We start from the raw sequence: 15,294 nt of genomic DNA on the forward strand, positions 1-15,294 counted from the left end.
GCAAACCACCCGTTTTTTCCTGAAGACCATGAAAAGCCGAAAAGGGTTCGGACTTGCTTCCGCTCTCCTACAATGGAGCCAGAAATTCCCACGGAGGAAGCATGTCTTTGAATGCGTATCAGCGCGCGCGCGCCATCGCGGAAACACCGCGCGCCATGGAATATCGGTTGATGAGCCAGATCACCGGAGACATGATCGACGCGCATGACGCCGGGCTGCAGCACGCCGCGCTCATGCCCGCGCTTCACCGCAATCGCGAAGTCTGGAGCACATTTTCCAATTTATGCGCTTCGCCGGACAATCAGCTTCCAGCCGAGCTGCGCGCGCGCATCATCTCCATCGCCCTGTGGGTAGAACGCCACACCGGGCAGGTGGTGAGGGGGCAGGCCTCGATCGAGGATTTGATTTCAGTCAATCGCACGCTGATCGAGGGACTCGCCCCCGAAAATGTCCCCGCGCGATAGATAGGATACTAAGCATTACCTCGAAGACAACTAAAGATACCGAACAGGGAATTAACAATTACTTGGATTGTTAAGTCCGATATACGCATTCCAATGCAGAATCTCGTTACGCAATAAGCTTCTATAATATTGGAAAAAAAATGCAGAATCTCCCTCTGCATCAGCGTGATTCGGTGAAAATGGTTTTATGGGAAACGCGATCCCTGCCAATTTTCTCGCTCGTTGTCGCCATCCTGTGCTGCCTGATCAGTGGCTGGCACTCCCATGTGCTGCTGACCCAAGAGGCTGACGGCGCGGCATTTTCGGTGCAGCCGGCCGTCGCGGCGGCCTATGGCATGATTGCGTTGGCGCTCTTCGTGTTGATCCATGAGCGCCCCTTGCCGGCGGCGCTTTTGCTGCTGCTTCCATCGCTGATCGGCGCGGCGACCCTGTCTCAGGAAACGTGGCAGGTCGATCGCCACTGGGGTCCGAGAACCTTGGGCAGTCCGATGTCTGGAACGACCATCTTGCTGCTCGCGCTGGTCACGGGCCTGCTGATGATAAGAGACCGCCAAGCCACCAGGATGGCGCGCATCGTCGCCGGCGTGACGATCGGGATCGCGGCGTGGTCGATATCGGCTTTTCCATCACGCTATGCCGCGCCAGCCGAGTTTCAGCTTTTCATACCCGCCGGCGCTGGTCTGATCACAGGCCTGATCGCGATGGCCGCCATTGTCTGGAGCCAGAGCAAAGCCTGGCCCGGGCGCTTTTCCAGATCGCTCGCGACACGGACCAGGCTGATCGGCGCATTGGATTCCGCCACGATCGCCATCACCGATCCCGATGGCCGGATCCTGCATTGGTCCAGGGGTTGCGAGCAGCTTTATCAATGGTCAGCCGCCGATGCCGTCGGCCGGATCAAGCATGAATTGCTCCGCTCCAGCGCGGGTCCATCCGCAACGCCGATCGCCGTGAAAGGCGAGTGCGAGCGGGAAATCACGGAGCATAAGCAGGATGGTTCACCGGTCGAGATCCTGGAACAATCAAGACCGATTCAAGGCGCCACGAAAGCAGAAGGCATCATCGTATTGACGATGACCGACATCACCGCGCGCAAGCAGATCGAACAAGCCTTGCGCGAGAGCGACGCGCGACTGGCGTTGGCCGTTGAGGCCCATGAAATCGGCATATTCGAATGGACAATCGGATCCGATCTCGTTTCCTATTCAACTCAGGCCCAACGCCTTCTGGGATTTCCACCCGACACGGCATCCCTTGATACCGAGCGCGCCGAAAAGCTGATCCTCTCAAGCTTCCACAGGGAGTTTATTCCGCCGCTCGACGTCGCGCGTGAGAACCGGATTTCAAGGGTCAAATTTCAACTGCGCACGATAGCCCCTGTCGCCATGCCGCAGGTCATCGAAGGATCGACGCATTGTTTTTACACGGATGACGGCCTGATTTCACGAATGCTGGGGGTGTTGCTCGATACGTCGGAACATGAACATCGCGCCACGATGCTGGAGATACGCGAGTCCGCGCTGAAAGCCATTCTCAAGACGGTGCCGGAAGCGCTCATCACGATTGATATCACGGGCAAGGTTGGATCATTCAACGCCAATGCGGAAAAGCTGTTTGGACATCCGGCGCAGGATGTGATCGGACGCGATGTCGCGATGCTGATGCCCAGAAAGTTTCGGCGCATCTATCATCGCTTTATAGATCGTTATCTTGAGACTGGGGAATATCCCCCGGTTGGCCCGGGCAATTACTGGATAGCGCTGCATCGCGACGGGAAGGAAATACCCGTCAAACTGTCGGTCGGGAAAGCGCAATCGGGGCCGGACTCCATTCTCACCTTATTTGTCAGCGATCTGACCGACCAGATTGCTGATCAGACGCGACTGGCCAAGTTGCGGGATGAATTGCTCCATGTCTCCAGGCTGAGCGCGATGGGCGAAATGGCTGCCGGCCTGGCGCATGAATTGAATCAGCCGCTGGCCGCCATGAGCAATTTCGTGGGTGCGGCCGATCTCATCCTTGCCAATGACCGGTTCGACAAGAGCCGCGTCACGGAATTGCTGCGGCTCACCGCCTCTCAAGCGATGCGCGCCGGCGAAATCATTCAGCGCGTTCGCACTTTCGCATCCAAGGGCGAAGTGGAATTCCAGGCACAGCGCCTCGATGAAATCATTGCGGATTCGATTGATCTCGCGCTGACCAGTGCGGAAAGGAAGATCATCGACATCAAGACTGAAATCGATCCCCGCCATGCCTTCATCTTCGCGGATCGCGTCCAGATCCAGCAGGTTCTGGTCAACATGACGCGCAACGCCATCGAAGCGATGACGGACGCCAAGACGTATCACCCCCAGATTCATTTCGTCACGCGGGGAACAGAGGACAATATGGTGGAAATCGCCGTGAATGATAATGGACCCGGCATTCCGCTCGATGTGCTCAATCGGCACCACGAACATTTCGTTTCGTCCAAGGCGCATGGCATGGGGATTGGCCTTTCCATCTGCCGGCGGATCGTCGAAGCACATCGCGGCCGGCTGTCCACGGAAAACCTGCCGGGCGTGGGTGCCGTCGTGCGCTTTACGGTGCCGGCATTCGGAGACATCGAGCGCAGGGCATCATGACGGATCGCGCGCTCTATATCGTCGATGATAATGATGACGTCCGGCTGTCTCTGCACAGCTTGATGGCGACACAGACCGGTTTCGCCATCCGCTGTTTCAGTTCCGGCGACGAATTTCTGAAAAATGCCCCCGATCTTGCGCCGGGATGTATACTGCTGGACCTCAACATGCCCGGCGCCAATGGGCTTGAAGTGCTCAAGGAGATCGCGGGGCCGCCATCGCGCTTCGCCGCAATCATCCTGACCGGACAGGGTGACATCACGCTGGCAGTCCATGCCATGAAGCTGAACGCGATCGATTTCCTGGAAAAGCCCTGCGATCCGCTCAGCCTGATTCAGGCCGTCGATCGCGCTTTCCTCTGGCTTGAAAAGCACAATGAGATTTCCTCCAAGGAGGCCGACGCGCGTGTGAAGCTGGCGCGCCTGTCTCCGCGTGAGCGCGATGTACTGCGCGGGCTTATCGATGGCTTGTCCAACAAGGTGATCGCACATCAACTGGATATCAGCCCGAGAACGGTGGAAATCTATCGCGCCAAGGTGATGGAAAAGCTCGACGTCAGAAGTTTGTCCGAAGCCTTGCGCGTCGCTTTCGCCAGCGGATTGTTTCCTGACTGAAGCGGTCTAACACCGCTGATGCCGCTGCAATAAGGCGTAGGCCAAAAAAATCCTATAATATGATGTAAGCGATTATGAGGCGCTGGCTCGCATGGCGCGCGATCGCGATGCTCATCCCAGCGGCACCCTTTCGATCGCGGGGAACAGCGACACCGGCTTCCGGCATCGCCTTCGAACAGGACCGCCGGTTCCGAGACGGGCTTTCTGCGCGAACGCGGCATGGGGCATTTGACATTCAAGGATCAAGCCATGCAGAATTTGCACATACAAAGGAAGTTCATGGTCGTCTTCGGCGGTCTCATGATCCTGATCACCGGCATTTGCGTGCTTGCCATCGTGGCGCTGTCCAGCGTCAATACCGAAGCCACTGCGCTGGTCGAACGGCGCATCCCCAATTTGAGCAATGCGATGGAATTGAAGACCGCGGTCGCCAATATCCGTGCCGGTGAATATAATCACATTCTATCCAGCACACTCCACGCATTGAGGGAGGCAGACGCCGATCTCGATGTGCACCGCAAGGCGCTCTCCGCCGTCATCGCCAAATATAGCAAGACCCTCGCCCGCCCCGAAACCTTGACCAATTTCAGCGAATTCAAGGCACGGCTGGAAAGCTATTATCGTGATGACGCCAGAGTATTGGAATTGTCTCGGGCGCTGAGAAAGGATGAAGCGCTGGCCGTCGCCAGAGACGCCGAAACACGGTTCGACGCCGTGCTCGCCAGCGCCGATCAAGCCGTCGAGATTCAACGCGATCTGGCCAAGGAAGTCAGCAATTCGGTGTCCACGACCGAGTCCAGATCCCGCGTGACGCTGATTGTCGCGCTCGTCATAGGCGTCGCCGGCGTGCTTGGTGGCCTGATCATGCTCACACGGCTGATCGCCAGGCCGCTGAGCGAGCTCTCCCGCGCCACGGGTATTCTCGCCGCCGGTGGCAAGGCAGACGTCCCGCACCGGGATCGCGGCGATGAAATCGGTGATGTGGCCAAAGCGGTCGAGCAATTCCGCATGGCAGCGGTGGACCGTGCGGGGAGTGACGCGCGCGCCGCTGCCGAGCAACAGATCGTCACGACGACACTGGCGGAAGGGCTTGTTCTTCTGACCGAGGGTGATCTGACCGCCGAGATCAGCGTCGAATTTCCGCGTCACTATGCGGCACTCAAAACCAATTTCAACGATGCTGTCGTGCGTCTGCGCACAATGATCGGATCGGTTTCCGAAAGCGCCGCCGGCATCCGAACCGGCTCATCCGAAATTGCTCAGGCCTCGGACGATCTGGCCCGCCGCACCGAAGGCAATGCCGCCAGCCTGGAACAGACATCGGCTGCGCTGGTGCAGATCGACGGCCGCCTGAAAGCCACCGCATCCGCGGCTGGCCGCACGGTGGCGCGCGCCGATCAGGCCATCGCAACGGTCAGCGGCGGACGCACCATGGCCGATGAAGCGGTGCAGGCGATGGAACGCGTGCGCGAGAGTGCCACAGGAATCGATTCGGTCATCCAGGGCGTCGACAAGATCGCATTTCAAACGCGCGTGCTCGCGATGAATGCTGCGGTGGAAGCCGGTCGCGCCGGTGACGCGGGCCGCGGTTTTGCGGTCGTCGCGGATCTGGTCAGTTCGCTGGCAATGCGCGCCGAAGAGGAAGCCAAGCGCGCACGCGACCAATTGACCGTCACGCAAACCGATATCGTGACCGCTGTGGAAGCAGTGCAGCGGGTGGATGGCGCGCTTGCCAACATTTCGGGCGACGTAGGCGAAGTGCACACCTTGCTCGGTACGATGGCGGCCGACAATCAGGCGCAGTCGTCCGCGATTACGCAGATCAGCGTGGCCGTCAGCGCGATGGATCAATCGACCCAGCAGAATGCGGCCATGGTCGAGCAAACGTCTGCGGCGGCGCGCAATTTGACCAACGAAGTCACCGCGCTCGCGGATCAGGCCGCGCTCTTCAAGGTGGACAATGGCGCTGTCCGGAAAGTGCGCAAGGTCGCCAAGGCGGCGCCCGCCAAGATCGGTGCTGTGCCCTATACCTCCCCCGTCAAAGCCCTTCCCGTTTCGGTGATGGCCAAGGCGAATGGTGTGGCGCACGGCATTGAAAGCAAGGACTGGTCGGACTTCTAATCCTCCACCGATCAGTCCGGCCGCCCGGCGCAATCCGCCGGGCGGCCATCCTTATGCGTGAACGAGTGGCGATCGCGCCCGAGGATCGCCGCGGATCAACGATCCTTCCCGCTCAGGCGTATCGCTTCCGCGCAATCCGCATTGAGACGCGAAAAGGGCTCCCCTGCATCAAGCAGCGGAGCCCCTTCCCTGTTGGCCGGTGCGAGCGGGCTTGGCCCGCTTGTCGCTCAATGGCGCATGTTGGATTGCGGCCCCGCCAGATGACCACGATCGGCGATGGCCATATCGAGCATCTGTGCTTCGCTCAGCATGGGCAACAGCCGCCCATTGTGCTGCGGCTCGGGCAGGATGACGCAAAGAGGCATTTCGCCGTCCATCATGGTTTCCGTTTCGGTCTTCGGTGTCTTTCTGCGGATCATGCCGATCTTGCGATAATTCGCCATAAGCTGGAATTTCGGATCGCTTCCGGCCAGTTCGCCGATGGTCTTGGCTGCGCGCTTCGCAATCTGGCGGACCCGCTCCTTGGTGATCCCGGCATCATCCTCGATCACATCGCTGCCGGGCAGTTCGAACAGGCGGCTTTCCACGATCTCGCGGTTGCGCTTCAGCCGCAGATCGAGCTTCAGCAATTCTTCTGGATCGATATTGTGGAGCGCCGTGCGCGGACGCGATGCCATGCCGCCGCCGATTTCGCAGGGACGCGCTGGCGTTCTGGGACGGGGACGGCGCTTGAGCTGGCCGATCGCCGTGGTGCGCAGATGATCAATGTAGCTGTCGACCAGCGACTTCATGGCTGAAGATGCCAGATAATCGGCGGCGGCGGCTTCGGTCAGAGCCGTTGCGCTTTCGTCTTCGATCAGCGATTCCAGAGAAGTTTCTTCGCCTTCCGGTCCGCGGGTCGTCGCATGGAGAGACACCGTGGTGGCATCCACCTTTTTCGCAGATGGCCTCTGGTCGGTCATCAGACGAAAGCGAAGACCCTGTAATTCCCCCCGGATCTGCCAGTTTACGAATGTCGTGAATTGCGCTTTTTCCGGGTCATAGCCCTGGATCGCCCGATGCACTCCGATGGCGCAGACCTGTTCAGCATCGTCCCAATGTGCGGCCAATCCATATTGGCGGATGAAGTGGCGAATGCGCGGTGCGATCAATTTCAGGATATGGGCAAAGGCGCGATCGGTATCGACGCGTTGCCGTGCAGTCTGCTTCTCTCCGTCCTTAGGCTTATTGGCGATGACCAAGGCCACCGCTGATTCCAGCGCAATCGTGATTTTCGACATTTTGAACCCTCCAGCTCAAGGCGCCGCGCCCACCGCGTGCCCCCTGAGACAGGGTTTACGGGAACAATGGTTAACAACCCGTTATTCCTATATTTAATAAAATTATTATCCTATAATTTTTAGGATACTCGCCCGGGGCCGACGGGCTGAAGCGCCGCAAAACGCGCCGGGCGGATATTGCGTCCTACAAAGCCGAGCAGCCAATTGCGGTGTGCGCTGACAGCGTCTCCGGTCTCGGCGATGCGCCGATTGGCCGCCCCATTGCCGATCTGCGCGTCCAGGAGGCGGCGCGCACGCCCGGCCTGAAGGCCACCCTTCATGAATTTGATCGCGTCGCCAATCCCCAGATGATGGCCGAAATAAGCAGCCTGGGCGATGTCATCCAGGCCTTGGCCCACATGGACACCGGCAGAGCGCAGGCGGTCGAGATTGCCCTTGGCATAGTCCGCAATGGCGTTGATCGATGCCTCGGGATCATAGCGCAGCGCCAGCAATTGGGATCGCGCCTCCTTGATCACCTTTCCCCGTCCATCAACCCAGCCCCGCGCGATGCACAGGCTGTTGAGCCAGGTGCCTGACCGCTCGGCCTCTCCGCGCCAAGTGCCGCTCAGAAACTGTCCCAGTCCGGCGGCGCTGGATCGCGGATTGCGGGAATAGACGCGCCAGCGCCCGTCCTCGTCCTTGGCGGCTTCCGCATTGACGATCGCCGCGAGCGCAGGTGCCGGAATGCCCGTTCGCACTGCCGATGCCTGGAGGATATTGGTAAAACCGGCATTGACCCCAAGCCCCGCGGGTCGCTCAGCCGCAACAGCGCGAGCGGCAGGCACAACGGGCTCTGCTTTTGTCGGTATTGCCAATGGTTCGGCCTTTGTCTGTGACGCCCGCCGCGCTGGCGCTGCATCATCGGCATCGCGCGCCATCATCAGCGCCATGAGTGAGTCCAGCGATACGCCTTGTGCGCTGCGCTCCATCTTAGGCGTGCGGGCATAGCTGCCATCACCCGCGCCGAGCGCCGCCTGCCATAAGCGCGTGGAAAGCTCACTCCGCGCCTGGGCATAGATCAGCTCCGCGCGCCGCATCGCGGCTTCCTGCGCATGATCGACGCGCCCGATCATCATCCCCACCTGCGCAGGCGGCGCACGACGGCGGTGGCCGCCATATCGTCCATATGTCCCTGCTCGCCATTCGCCGCTTTGCGGGTTTCATCGTCCCGATAAGTGTCGGCGGCGGATTCGATGGCCTTGAAATCGCCATAAGCGGCCAGCGCCGTCGTCCGCAGCCGGCCAAGCCTGACATCGGCCTCGTCGCGCTCCGCGGCCAGGCGCTCGCGCAGCATTCGCATCCGTTCCATATAGGCATGGGAACTCAGTGCATGATCGCCCGCGGCGATTTCGGCTTCTTTGGCGAGCGTGTGGTCGACATCGCTGTGGTGACTTTCGATCTGCACCAATTGATTGATCTGGATATTGATGGCCACCTGCGCGGTGTCGATCTCGCGTCGGCGGATGCGCATCGCAGCGTCATACGGGGTCTTCATCATGCACCTCCACCAGCGCGGCCAGCGCCGCAAAGCCGTCTTCGGAAAATCTGCGGGCATCCTTGGCCTGATTGAGCAGCGCCTCGATTTGTGGTGCCAGGCGCACCGCGCGATCCACCTCTTCGCTCGATCCGGCACGATAGGCACCGAGCCGGACCATTTCCTCCATATCGCCATAGGTGGACAGGATGCGGCGCGCAGCGAGGCAGATCCGGTTCTGCTCGGGCTCATGCGCCCGCGGCAAGGTGCGCGATATGGATTTCAGGACGTCGATCGCGGGATAGCGTCCGCGCTCCGCGATCCGCCGCGTGATCACCACATGGCCATCCAATATCCCGCGCACCGCATCGGCCACCGGCTCGTTATGATCATCGCCATCCACCAGCACGGTGAAGAGCCCCGTGATCGAGCCCTGCCCCACGACGCCTGGCCCGGCGCGCTCCAGCAGCCGGGGCAATTCGGCGAAAACCGTCGGTGTATAGCCCTTGGTGGCGGGCGGTTCGCCGCTCGCCAGACCAATCTCGCGCTGCGCCATGGCGAAGCGCGTGACCGAATCCATCAGGCACAGCACATGCAGACCCTGATCGCGGAAATGCTCCGCCACCGCCATGGTCGTCCACGCCGCCTGCCGCCGCATCAGTGCAGGTTCGTCCGACGTCGCGACCACAACGACGCTGCGCGCCATGCCTTCGGGGCCGAGATCATCTTCCACGAATTCCTGAACTTCGCGGCCGCGTTCGCCGATCAGCCCGATCACGGCGACATCGCATTCCGTCCACCGCGCGATCATCGAAAGCAAGGTCGATTTGCCCACGCCCGAGCCGGCGAAGAGGCCAAGCCTTTGCCCCTCGCACAGCGGCGCAAAGATATCGAGTGCGGCCACGCCTGTCTCGATTTTCCGACCGACCCGCGCGCGCGCCGAAGCATGAGGCGGCATACCCCGGATGAGGCGGGACTGCCCGCCTGCCGGCAACGGGCGGCTCCCGTCGATCGGCCGGCCAAGACCGTCGATCATGCGGCCCAGCCATGCCGAAGAAGGCTTAATGGCAAAGGCACCGCCCACCAGGTCTGCGCGCGTGCCCGATGCGATGCCCTGCGGATAGCTGAACGGCAGGCAATGCGCGATTCCGCGGTCCAGCCCGATCACCTCGGCGTCCACGGCGCCGCCCACCCGGATGCGCGATCCGATCTGCGCCGCACCCGCCAGTCCTTCGATTTCGATCAGCGCGCCGCGCACCGCAACCACACGGCCATAGCGGCGGTCGGGCTCCAGCGCGCGCAATCCATCGGCCGTCGCGGCCAGCGTCTGCATCATGCGCATGCTATTGCACCGTCTCTGAAAGGCGGGCGAGCGCGGTGGCTTCATAGGCGATCAGCCAGCGACAATCCGCCAATGCACTATAGAAATCCAGCGCGGCCACCTTTTCGGCAAACGCGATGCACACCGATCGCGCTTCGGCCGATCCCAGCGCCGTGATGAGATCGCCCAGCCCTGCCAGGATAGTCTCCTGATGCCGGGCGACATGCGCCGGATCGATATAGGCCATCATGCACGCCAGATAGAGGCATTTCGCGGCGGTATCCGCATCAGCGGGAGACATGACGTCGCGCCCACGCAGGATCGCCGCGCCGTTTTCCACATAGAGATTGGTCCGTCCTTCGGAACGTAACACCGCGCCGTTCACGACACATTTCTCGCCATCGCGCAGCGAAATTCGCAGGGACATTGCCTTCTCCATCCGGGACCGCCATTGGCCATTTCCAATATTATAGGATGATGCAGGATTCGCGGTCATCGACTGGGCAAATTTTGCCTATCTTTGGTTCTGCACAGCCCCCTCCTACAATGAAAATGGAACTTGGCAGGGCGCAGCGCCCGTGCCGCACATGGGAGACAATCGTGAGCCTCTATTCCGCCCTTTACGCCGGTGTTTCCGGCCTCAGCGCGCAAGCCAGCGCCATGGCCACCGTGGCCGACAACATCACCAACGTGAACACCGTGGGCTATAAGGGTGTCGCCGCCGAATTCCGTACGCTGGTCACCGATGGCCGCGTGCGAAGCAACTATTCCGCAGGCGGCGTCGTCGCCGCGCCCCAGGCGATGATTTCGAAGCAGGGTCTGCTTCAGGCTTCCTCCAGCCTCACCGATATCGGCGTCGATGGCGCCGGTTTCTTCGTGGTCCGCGCCGGCCTGGGCGCAGACAGCGAAATCGCCTTCACGCGCGCCGGATCGTTCAAGCCGGATTCGCAGGGTTTCCTGCGCAACACCTCGCAATATTATCTGCAAGGCTGGCCGCTCGATGCGCAGGGCAATTTCGTCAACACCGGCAATCTCGATCAGCTCGAACCGATCCGCCCATCCGCGCTGACCGGTTCGGCTTCGCCCACATCGCGTCTTCAGGCGCGCATCAATCTCAAATCGACCACCGCGGACTTCGTGGGTGCCTATGCTGCAGGTGATATGGCCGCTGGCACGGCCGCCGCGCAATTCGCGCGCTCGATGGACATCTATGACGCCCAGGGCAGCCCGCACCGTATCACCATGGGTTTCGTCAAGACTGCGCCCAATGAATGGCAGGCGGAAATCTATGCCGTGCCCGCCGCCGATGTCACCGGCGCGCCCGGTGGCTTGCTCGCTAGCGGCACGGTGCAGTTCAATGGCGACGGCAGCCTGGATCTCCCCGGATCGACCGCGGCTCTGTTCGCCGATCTCAACATCACCTGGGCCAATGGCGCAGGGTCCGATCCGATCACGCTGCAATTGGGCACCGATGGCGCGCTTGATGGACTGACGTCCTTCGACGATGACTCCGCTTTGCTCAGCTCGTTCGTCGATGGCGGCACGCTGGGCACGGTCGCCTCGGTCGAAATTTCGGACACCGGCATCGTCAGCGCCATTTTCGAGGATGGCTCGTCGAAGAAGATCTACCAGCTTCCGCTGGCCACGGTCCAGAATCCGGATGGCATGACGCGGCTTTCGGGCAATGCCTACGCCATCTCCCAGGATAGCGGCAACGTCGCGATCAACATTCCCGGCTCGCTGGGTTCGGGCAATATCTCGGCCAGTTCGCTCGAAGCCTCCAACGTCGATCTAGCGCAGGAATTCACCAACATGATCCGCTTTCAGCGTGCGTATAGCGCGTCGTCGAAGATCATCACCACGGTGGACGACATGCTTCAGGAAATCAGCAACCTGAAACGCTGATCCCCCAGCCGCCCCCGCCCGCCAAAGGAACACCACCGTGTCACTGAACGAAATCCTCCATACCGCCACGTCCGGCCTCGCCGCCTCGCAAGCGGGAATGCGTTCGGTGTCCAACAATATCGCCAATGTGGGTGTGTCCGGTTATGCGCGGGAGCGCACGACGATCAGCACCGCCACCACGGCGGGGCGGGTCACCGGTGTCCTCATCGGCCAGCCGGAACGCGTGGCGGACAGTTTCCTGGAAAATGCGGTGTTCCGCCGGGGCGGCGACATGGGCCGGTCGGAAGCCGTGGCGAGCTATCTCGATCGTCTTCAGGCGCTGCTCGGCGCGCCGGGCGCTGAATCCGGCATCGCCGGGCGCATCGACGCCATCGCGGCGTCGGCGGCGACGATGACGGGCGCGTCGGGATCGCCGGAAACCATCGCGCAATTCACGGGCAATGTGCAGGATGCACTATTGTCGATCAAGCAGCTCGACGGCGACGTGAAAAACCTGCGCGCCGACGTGGAGACCGAGCTGGGCTACACCGTGGACCGGATCAATGTCCTGCTCGATCAGATCCATGATCTCAACGATCAGATCGCGCAGACCGGCGGGCAGAGCGCCAATGGCGCTGAGAACCGGCGCGTCGCGGCGGTGGACGAACTCAGCACGCTGATGAAGGTCAATGTCCGCCAGCAGCAGGATGGTCGCGTCACGATCGAAACCGGATCGGGACAGGTTCTGCTCGATCGCCGGCTGCGATTGCTGAGCTATCCCGCGGGGCCGGGCGCGTCTCAGCCGACCTATCCGCCCATCGACATCCGCTTTGCCGACGCCGCGGGAATGCCCGGCGCGGCGACAGGCGACAGGATCGATTCCTCTGCGATCGGCGGCAAGCTGGGCGGCCTGATCGACACGCGGGATCGCACTCTGCCCGATTTCACCGAGAAACTGGGCGTGCTGTTCACCGGCCTGGCCGACACGCTGAACGCCGCTTCGAATGCGGGGACGGCCGTGCCCGCCCCCGCCACGCTCACGGGACGAGAGAGCGGCCTGGTCGGCACAGACCGGCTCGGCTTTACCGGCGCTGCTGTGTTCGCCGTTCTCGCCGCGGATGGCACGCTGGTGGCTACCACCACCGTCGATTTCGACGCGCTCGGCCCTGCGGCAACGGTGGATGATGCAATCGCCGCGATCAATGCCGGCCTGGCCCCGGAGGCCACCGCCCAGATGATCGACGGCGTGCTTTCGATCAGCGCCACGGGTGCCGGCAACGGCATTGCCGTCGCGCAAAGCGACACCGCGCCCAGCGACCGCGCCGGCATCGGCTTCTCGCATCATTTCGGCCTGAATGATCTGGTCCGCAGCGAGACCAGCGCGCTTGCCCCTTCAGGGTTTATCCCGGCCGATCCCCATGGCTTCGCGCCCGGCCAGACCGCGCAGATCACGCTGCGGGATCTCTCCGGCCGCACGCTGACAAGCGATACGCTCACCGGCTCCGTCGGCCCGACATTCGGTGATCTGCTCACCGAATTGAACACCAGCCCGCTCGGCGGCTTCGGTGTCTTCTCGATGGACGACAAGGGCCGGATCGCTTTCGCGCCCGGCGCGGCATCGACCGGCTCCACCATCTCCATCCCTTCGGATTCCACCGATCGCATGGGCACGGGCCGCACCTTCTCGTCCCTGTCGGGCCTTACCGGCAATGCCAGTGGTTCGCGCAGCGCCAATGTGATCCCAGGCATATTGGGCGATCCAAAGAAGCTCCCGCTCGCCCGGCTTCAGCTTGATGCCGCCATCGGGGAGAAGGCCGTGGGCACGGGCGATATCCGCGGTGCCGAGGATTTCGTCGAAAATCTGGCCAATGCGGTCGATCTCGGCAAGGATGGCGATTCCACGCTCGACAGCTTCGCCAGCCTGCTGCTCGGCAAGGCCGGTGCGGAATCGGCGCAGGCACGCAGCGCCTATGATGACGCCGCCGCCCGGCGCGAGGATGCAACCATTCGCCGCGACAATTTCGCGGGCGTCAATATCGACGAGGAACTGGCCCAGATGGTCGTTCTGCAAAACAGCTATTCCGCGTCAGCGCGCGTCATCACCACGGCGAGCGATATGTATGACACGCTCCTCGCCATGCTCAATTAAGGGAGTTCGACCATGAACCGCGTCGCCACCGGACCCGTGCAATATTCCATGAAAACCGCCATGCAGACCGCACAGCAGCGCTTGGCCAACAGCCTTCACCAGCTCGAAACGCAGAAGAAGGCGACCGACTACGCCGGCATCGGCATCGATACGTCACGCCTGCTATCCGCCCGCTCGGTGCTCGCGCGCCAGGAAGCGCACAAGACCGTGGCGTCGCATGTGTCGACCACGCTCGAATATTATGACACCGGCCTGAATGCGATCGACACGCAGACCGAAGATCTGCGCAAGGCGCTGCTGGAGGTGATCGGCACTGGCAATGGCCCGGGCCTTCAGGCGGACATCGAAAGCAATTTCGATAGCCTGCGCGCCACGCTCAACACCGTTTCCGCCGGCAATGCGATTTTCGCCGGATCGCAGACCAATACCAAGCCGTTCATTCCCCAGCAGCTTTCGGATATGGTCGGTCTCGCATCCGCCGATGCCTTTGCCAATGATCAGATTCTGCGCTCCGCCCAGATGGCCGATGGCGTCAATGTGGAATTCGGCATCGTGGCAAGCGATGTGGCGGGCAATCTCGTCAAGGCCTATCGCACGCTGGCGGAGGCCGGTCCCTTCGGCGACAAGCCGACGGCGGTGCAATTGGACGCGATGAAGCAGGCGATCAGCGAACTCGAAATCGGCTTGAAGGATATCCGCAGCAACAATGCGCATAATGGCGCGAAGCAGAATCAGGTGGAAACACTCGGCCTGCGCGCCGACGAACGCGCGCTGATGCTGGAAAAGGTGATCGGCGACGCCGAGGATGCGGACATGGGCCAGGTCGCGCTGGACATCGAAAACAACCGCGCGATCCTCACCGCATCCTATTCGGTCTTCGCGCAGATATCAGGACTGTCGCTGGCGAATTATCTGCGCTGAGCGTCGGAACGATCCGGATAGCAGAAAGACAGGTGCCCCGCGCTTGCTGTCGAGCGCCTTCTTCCGTCATAGCGGAATATGGCCGACGTTAGCGGAAGACCGACATGCGCACCAAGCTCAGCATCTGCCTGAAAAAGGCGCGCTACCCATCCGAACACCACGCGATGCTGGCCGCCCAGGCCGCCAGCATCGCGCTCAGACATTATCGCTGCGACCGCTGCCAGCAATTCCATTTGACCAGCCGGACCAAGGGGAAATGGACGGCAGGGCTTCGTGGGTGAGGCTCGCTGTTGCCGATTATTTTTGGCCATTCGTCCGGCCATTTGCAGGTCTTCCAAGTTGATGGAACACCTCATTGTCTTATATTTTCCACTAGCGCTTGAGCTAGCTTATTAAGCGA

Annotated in this window: 13 protein-coding genes; 8 read left to right on the plus strand and 5 right to left on the minus strand. The window is 61.5% G+C overall.

Features of this window, described 5'->3' with window-relative positions:
* Positions 1–101 precede the first annotated feature (101 nt).
* The 4 genes from flaF (at position 102) to FHS49_RS06175 (ending at position 5,823) form a co-directional block, all read left to right on the plus strand.
* Positions 102–464, plus strand: a complete 363-nt coding sequence (gene flaF / locus FHS49_RS06160) for a flagellar biosynthesis regulator FlaF (protein ID WP_184016435.1) — start codon at positions 102–104, stop codon at positions 462–464.
* Positions 465–604: 140 nt separating this feature from the next.
* Positions 605–3,088, plus strand: coding sequence for a PAS domain-containing sensor histidine kinase (locus FHS49_RS06165; protein ID WP_184016437.1), 2,484 nt, complete (start codon positions 605–607; stop codon positions 3,086–3,088).
* Positions 3,085–3,702, plus strand: a complete 618-nt coding sequence (locus tag FHS49_RS06170) for a response regulator transcription factor (RefSeq protein WP_184016439.1) — start codon at positions 3,085–3,087, stop codon at positions 3,700–3,702. The genes FHS49_RS06165 and FHS49_RS06170 overlap by 4 nt, the downstream gene beginning before the upstream one ends.
* Before the next feature lie 249 nt (positions 3,703–3,951).
* Entirely contained in the window at positions 3,952–5,823 is a 1,872-nt protein-coding gene (locus tag FHS49_RS06175; RefSeq protein ID WP_184016441.1) for a methyl-accepting chemotaxis protein, read from the plus strand.
* A gap of 227 nt (positions 5,824–6,050) precedes the next feature.
* Here FHS49_RS06175 and FHS49_RS06180 read toward each other — a convergent pair whose 3' ends face one another.
* The 5 genes from FHS49_RS06180 to FHS49_RS06200 form a co-directional block, all read right to left on the minus strand.
* Complete coding sequence (locus FHS49_RS06180) at positions 6,051–7,103, minus strand: sigma-70 family RNA polymerase sigma factor (protein ID WP_184016443.1); 1,053 nt, start codon at positions 7,101–7,103, stop codon at positions 6,051–6,053.
* A gap of 119 nt (positions 7,104–7,222) precedes the next feature.
* On the minus strand, positions 7,223–8,221 hold the full coding sequence (locus FHS49_RS06185; protein WP_343052909.1) for a peptidoglycan-binding protein: 999 nt from the start codon (positions 8,219–8,221) through the stop codon (positions 7,223–7,225).
* The gene (locus tag FHS49_RS06190) at positions 8,218–8,643 is read right to left on the minus strand and encodes a hypothetical protein (protein ID WP_246350401.1); all 426 of its coding nucleotides are present in this window, start codon (positions 8,641–8,643) and stop codon (positions 8,218–8,220) included. Before FHS49_RS06190 ends, FHS49_RS06185 begins: the two co-directional genes overlap by 4 nt.
* Positions 8,624–9,952 (minus strand): flagellar protein export ATPase FliI, encoded by a 1,329-nt coding sequence (gene fliI / locus FHS49_RS06195; protein ID WP_184017350.1) that lies wholly within the window; start codon positions 9,950–9,952, stop codon positions 8,624–8,626. The genes FHS49_RS06190 and fliI overlap by 20 nt, the downstream gene beginning before the upstream one ends.
* A 10-nt stretch (positions 9,953–9,962) precedes the next feature.
* Positions 9,963–10,367 (minus strand): flagellar biosynthesis repressor FlbT, encoded by a 405-nt coding sequence (locus FHS49_RS06200; protein ID WP_184016445.1) that lies wholly within the window; start codon positions 10,365–10,367, stop codon positions 9,963–9,965.
* A 173-nt stretch (positions 10,368–10,540) separates the two neighbouring features.
* Here FHS49_RS06200 and FHS49_RS06205 point away from each other — a divergent pair, with 173 nt between their 5' ends.
* From FHS49_RS06205 to FHS49_RS06220, 4 genes are all read left to right on the plus strand, one after another.
* The gene (locus FHS49_RS06205; protein WP_343052938.1) at positions 10,541–11,845 is read left to right on the plus strand and encodes a flagellar hook protein FlgE; all 1,305 of its coding nucleotides are present in this window, start codon (positions 10,541–10,543) and stop codon (positions 11,843–11,845) included.
* A gap of 37 nt (positions 11,846–11,882) precedes the next feature.
* The gene (locus FHS49_RS06210; RefSeq protein ID WP_184016447.1) at positions 11,883–13,973 is read left to right on the plus strand and encodes a FlgK family flagellar hook-associated protein; all 2,091 of its coding nucleotides are present in this window, start codon (positions 11,883–11,885) and stop codon (positions 13,971–13,973) included.
* Between the two features lie 12 nt (positions 13,974–13,985).
* Positions 13,986–14,894: a flagellin gene (locus tag FHS49_RS06215; RefSeq protein ID WP_246350403.1), complete on the plus strand. Its 909-nt coding sequence runs from the start codon at positions 13,986–13,988 to the stop codon at positions 14,892–14,894.
* 104 nt (positions 14,895–14,998) lie between these two features.
* Positions 14,999–15,175 (plus strand): hypothetical protein, encoded by a 177-nt coding sequence (locus tag FHS49_RS06220; RefSeq protein WP_184016449.1) that lies wholly within the window; start codon positions 14,999–15,001, stop codon positions 15,173–15,175.
* Positions 15,176–15,294: the final 119 nt, after the last annotated feature.

Origin of the sequence: Sphingobium boeckii (genome assembly GCF_014199215.1) — a bacterium.
Classification (GTDB): Bacteria; Pseudomonadota; Alphaproteobacteria; order Sphingomonadales; family Sphingomonadaceae; genus Sphingobium_A; species Sphingobium_A boeckii.

Bases quoted from the DNA above. Each gene is read 5' to 3' on its own strand.
- FHS49_RS06180 (WP_184016443.1), bottom strand. From the start codon at position 7,103: ATGTCGAAAATCACGATTGCGCTGGAATCAGCGGTGGCCTTGGTCATC.
- FHS49_RS06175 (WP_184016441.1), top strand. From the start codon at position 3,952: ATGCAGAATTTGCACATACAAAGGAAGTTCATGGTCGTCTTCGGCGGT.
- flaF (WP_184016435.1), top strand. From the start codon at position 102: ATGTCTTTGAATGCGTATCAGCGCGCGCGCGCCATCGCGGAAACACCG.
- FHS49_RS06165 (WP_184016437.1), top strand. From the start codon at position 605: ATGCAGAATCTCCCTCTGCATCAGCGTGATTCGGTGAAAATGGTTTTA.
- FHS49_RS06220 (WP_184016449.1), top strand. From the start codon at position 14,999: ATGCGCACCAAGCTCAGCATCTGCCTGAAAAAGGCGCGCTACCCATCC.
- fliI (WP_184017350.1), bottom strand. From the start codon at position 9,952: ATGCAGACGCTGGCCGCGACGGCCGATGGATTGCGCGCGCTGGAGCCC.
- FHS49_RS06190 (WP_246350401.1), bottom strand. From the start codon at position 8,643: ATGATGAAGACCCCGTATGACGCTGCGATGCGCATCCGCCGACGCGAG.
- FHS49_RS06215 (WP_246350403.1), top strand. From the start codon at position 13,986: ATGAACCGCGTCGCCACCGGACCCGTGCAATATTCCATGAAAACCGCC.
- FHS49_RS06170 (WP_184016439.1), top strand. From the start codon at position 3,085: ATGACGGATCGCGCGCTCTATATCGTCGATGATAATGATGACGTCCGG.
- FHS49_RS06200 (WP_184016445.1), bottom strand. From the start codon at position 10,367: ATGTCCCTGCGAATTTCGCTGCGCGATGGCGAGAAATGTGTCGTGAAC.
- FHS49_RS06185 (WP_343052909.1), bottom strand. From the start codon at position 8,221: ATGATGATCGGGCGCGTCGATCATGCGCAGGAAGCCGCGATGCGGCGC.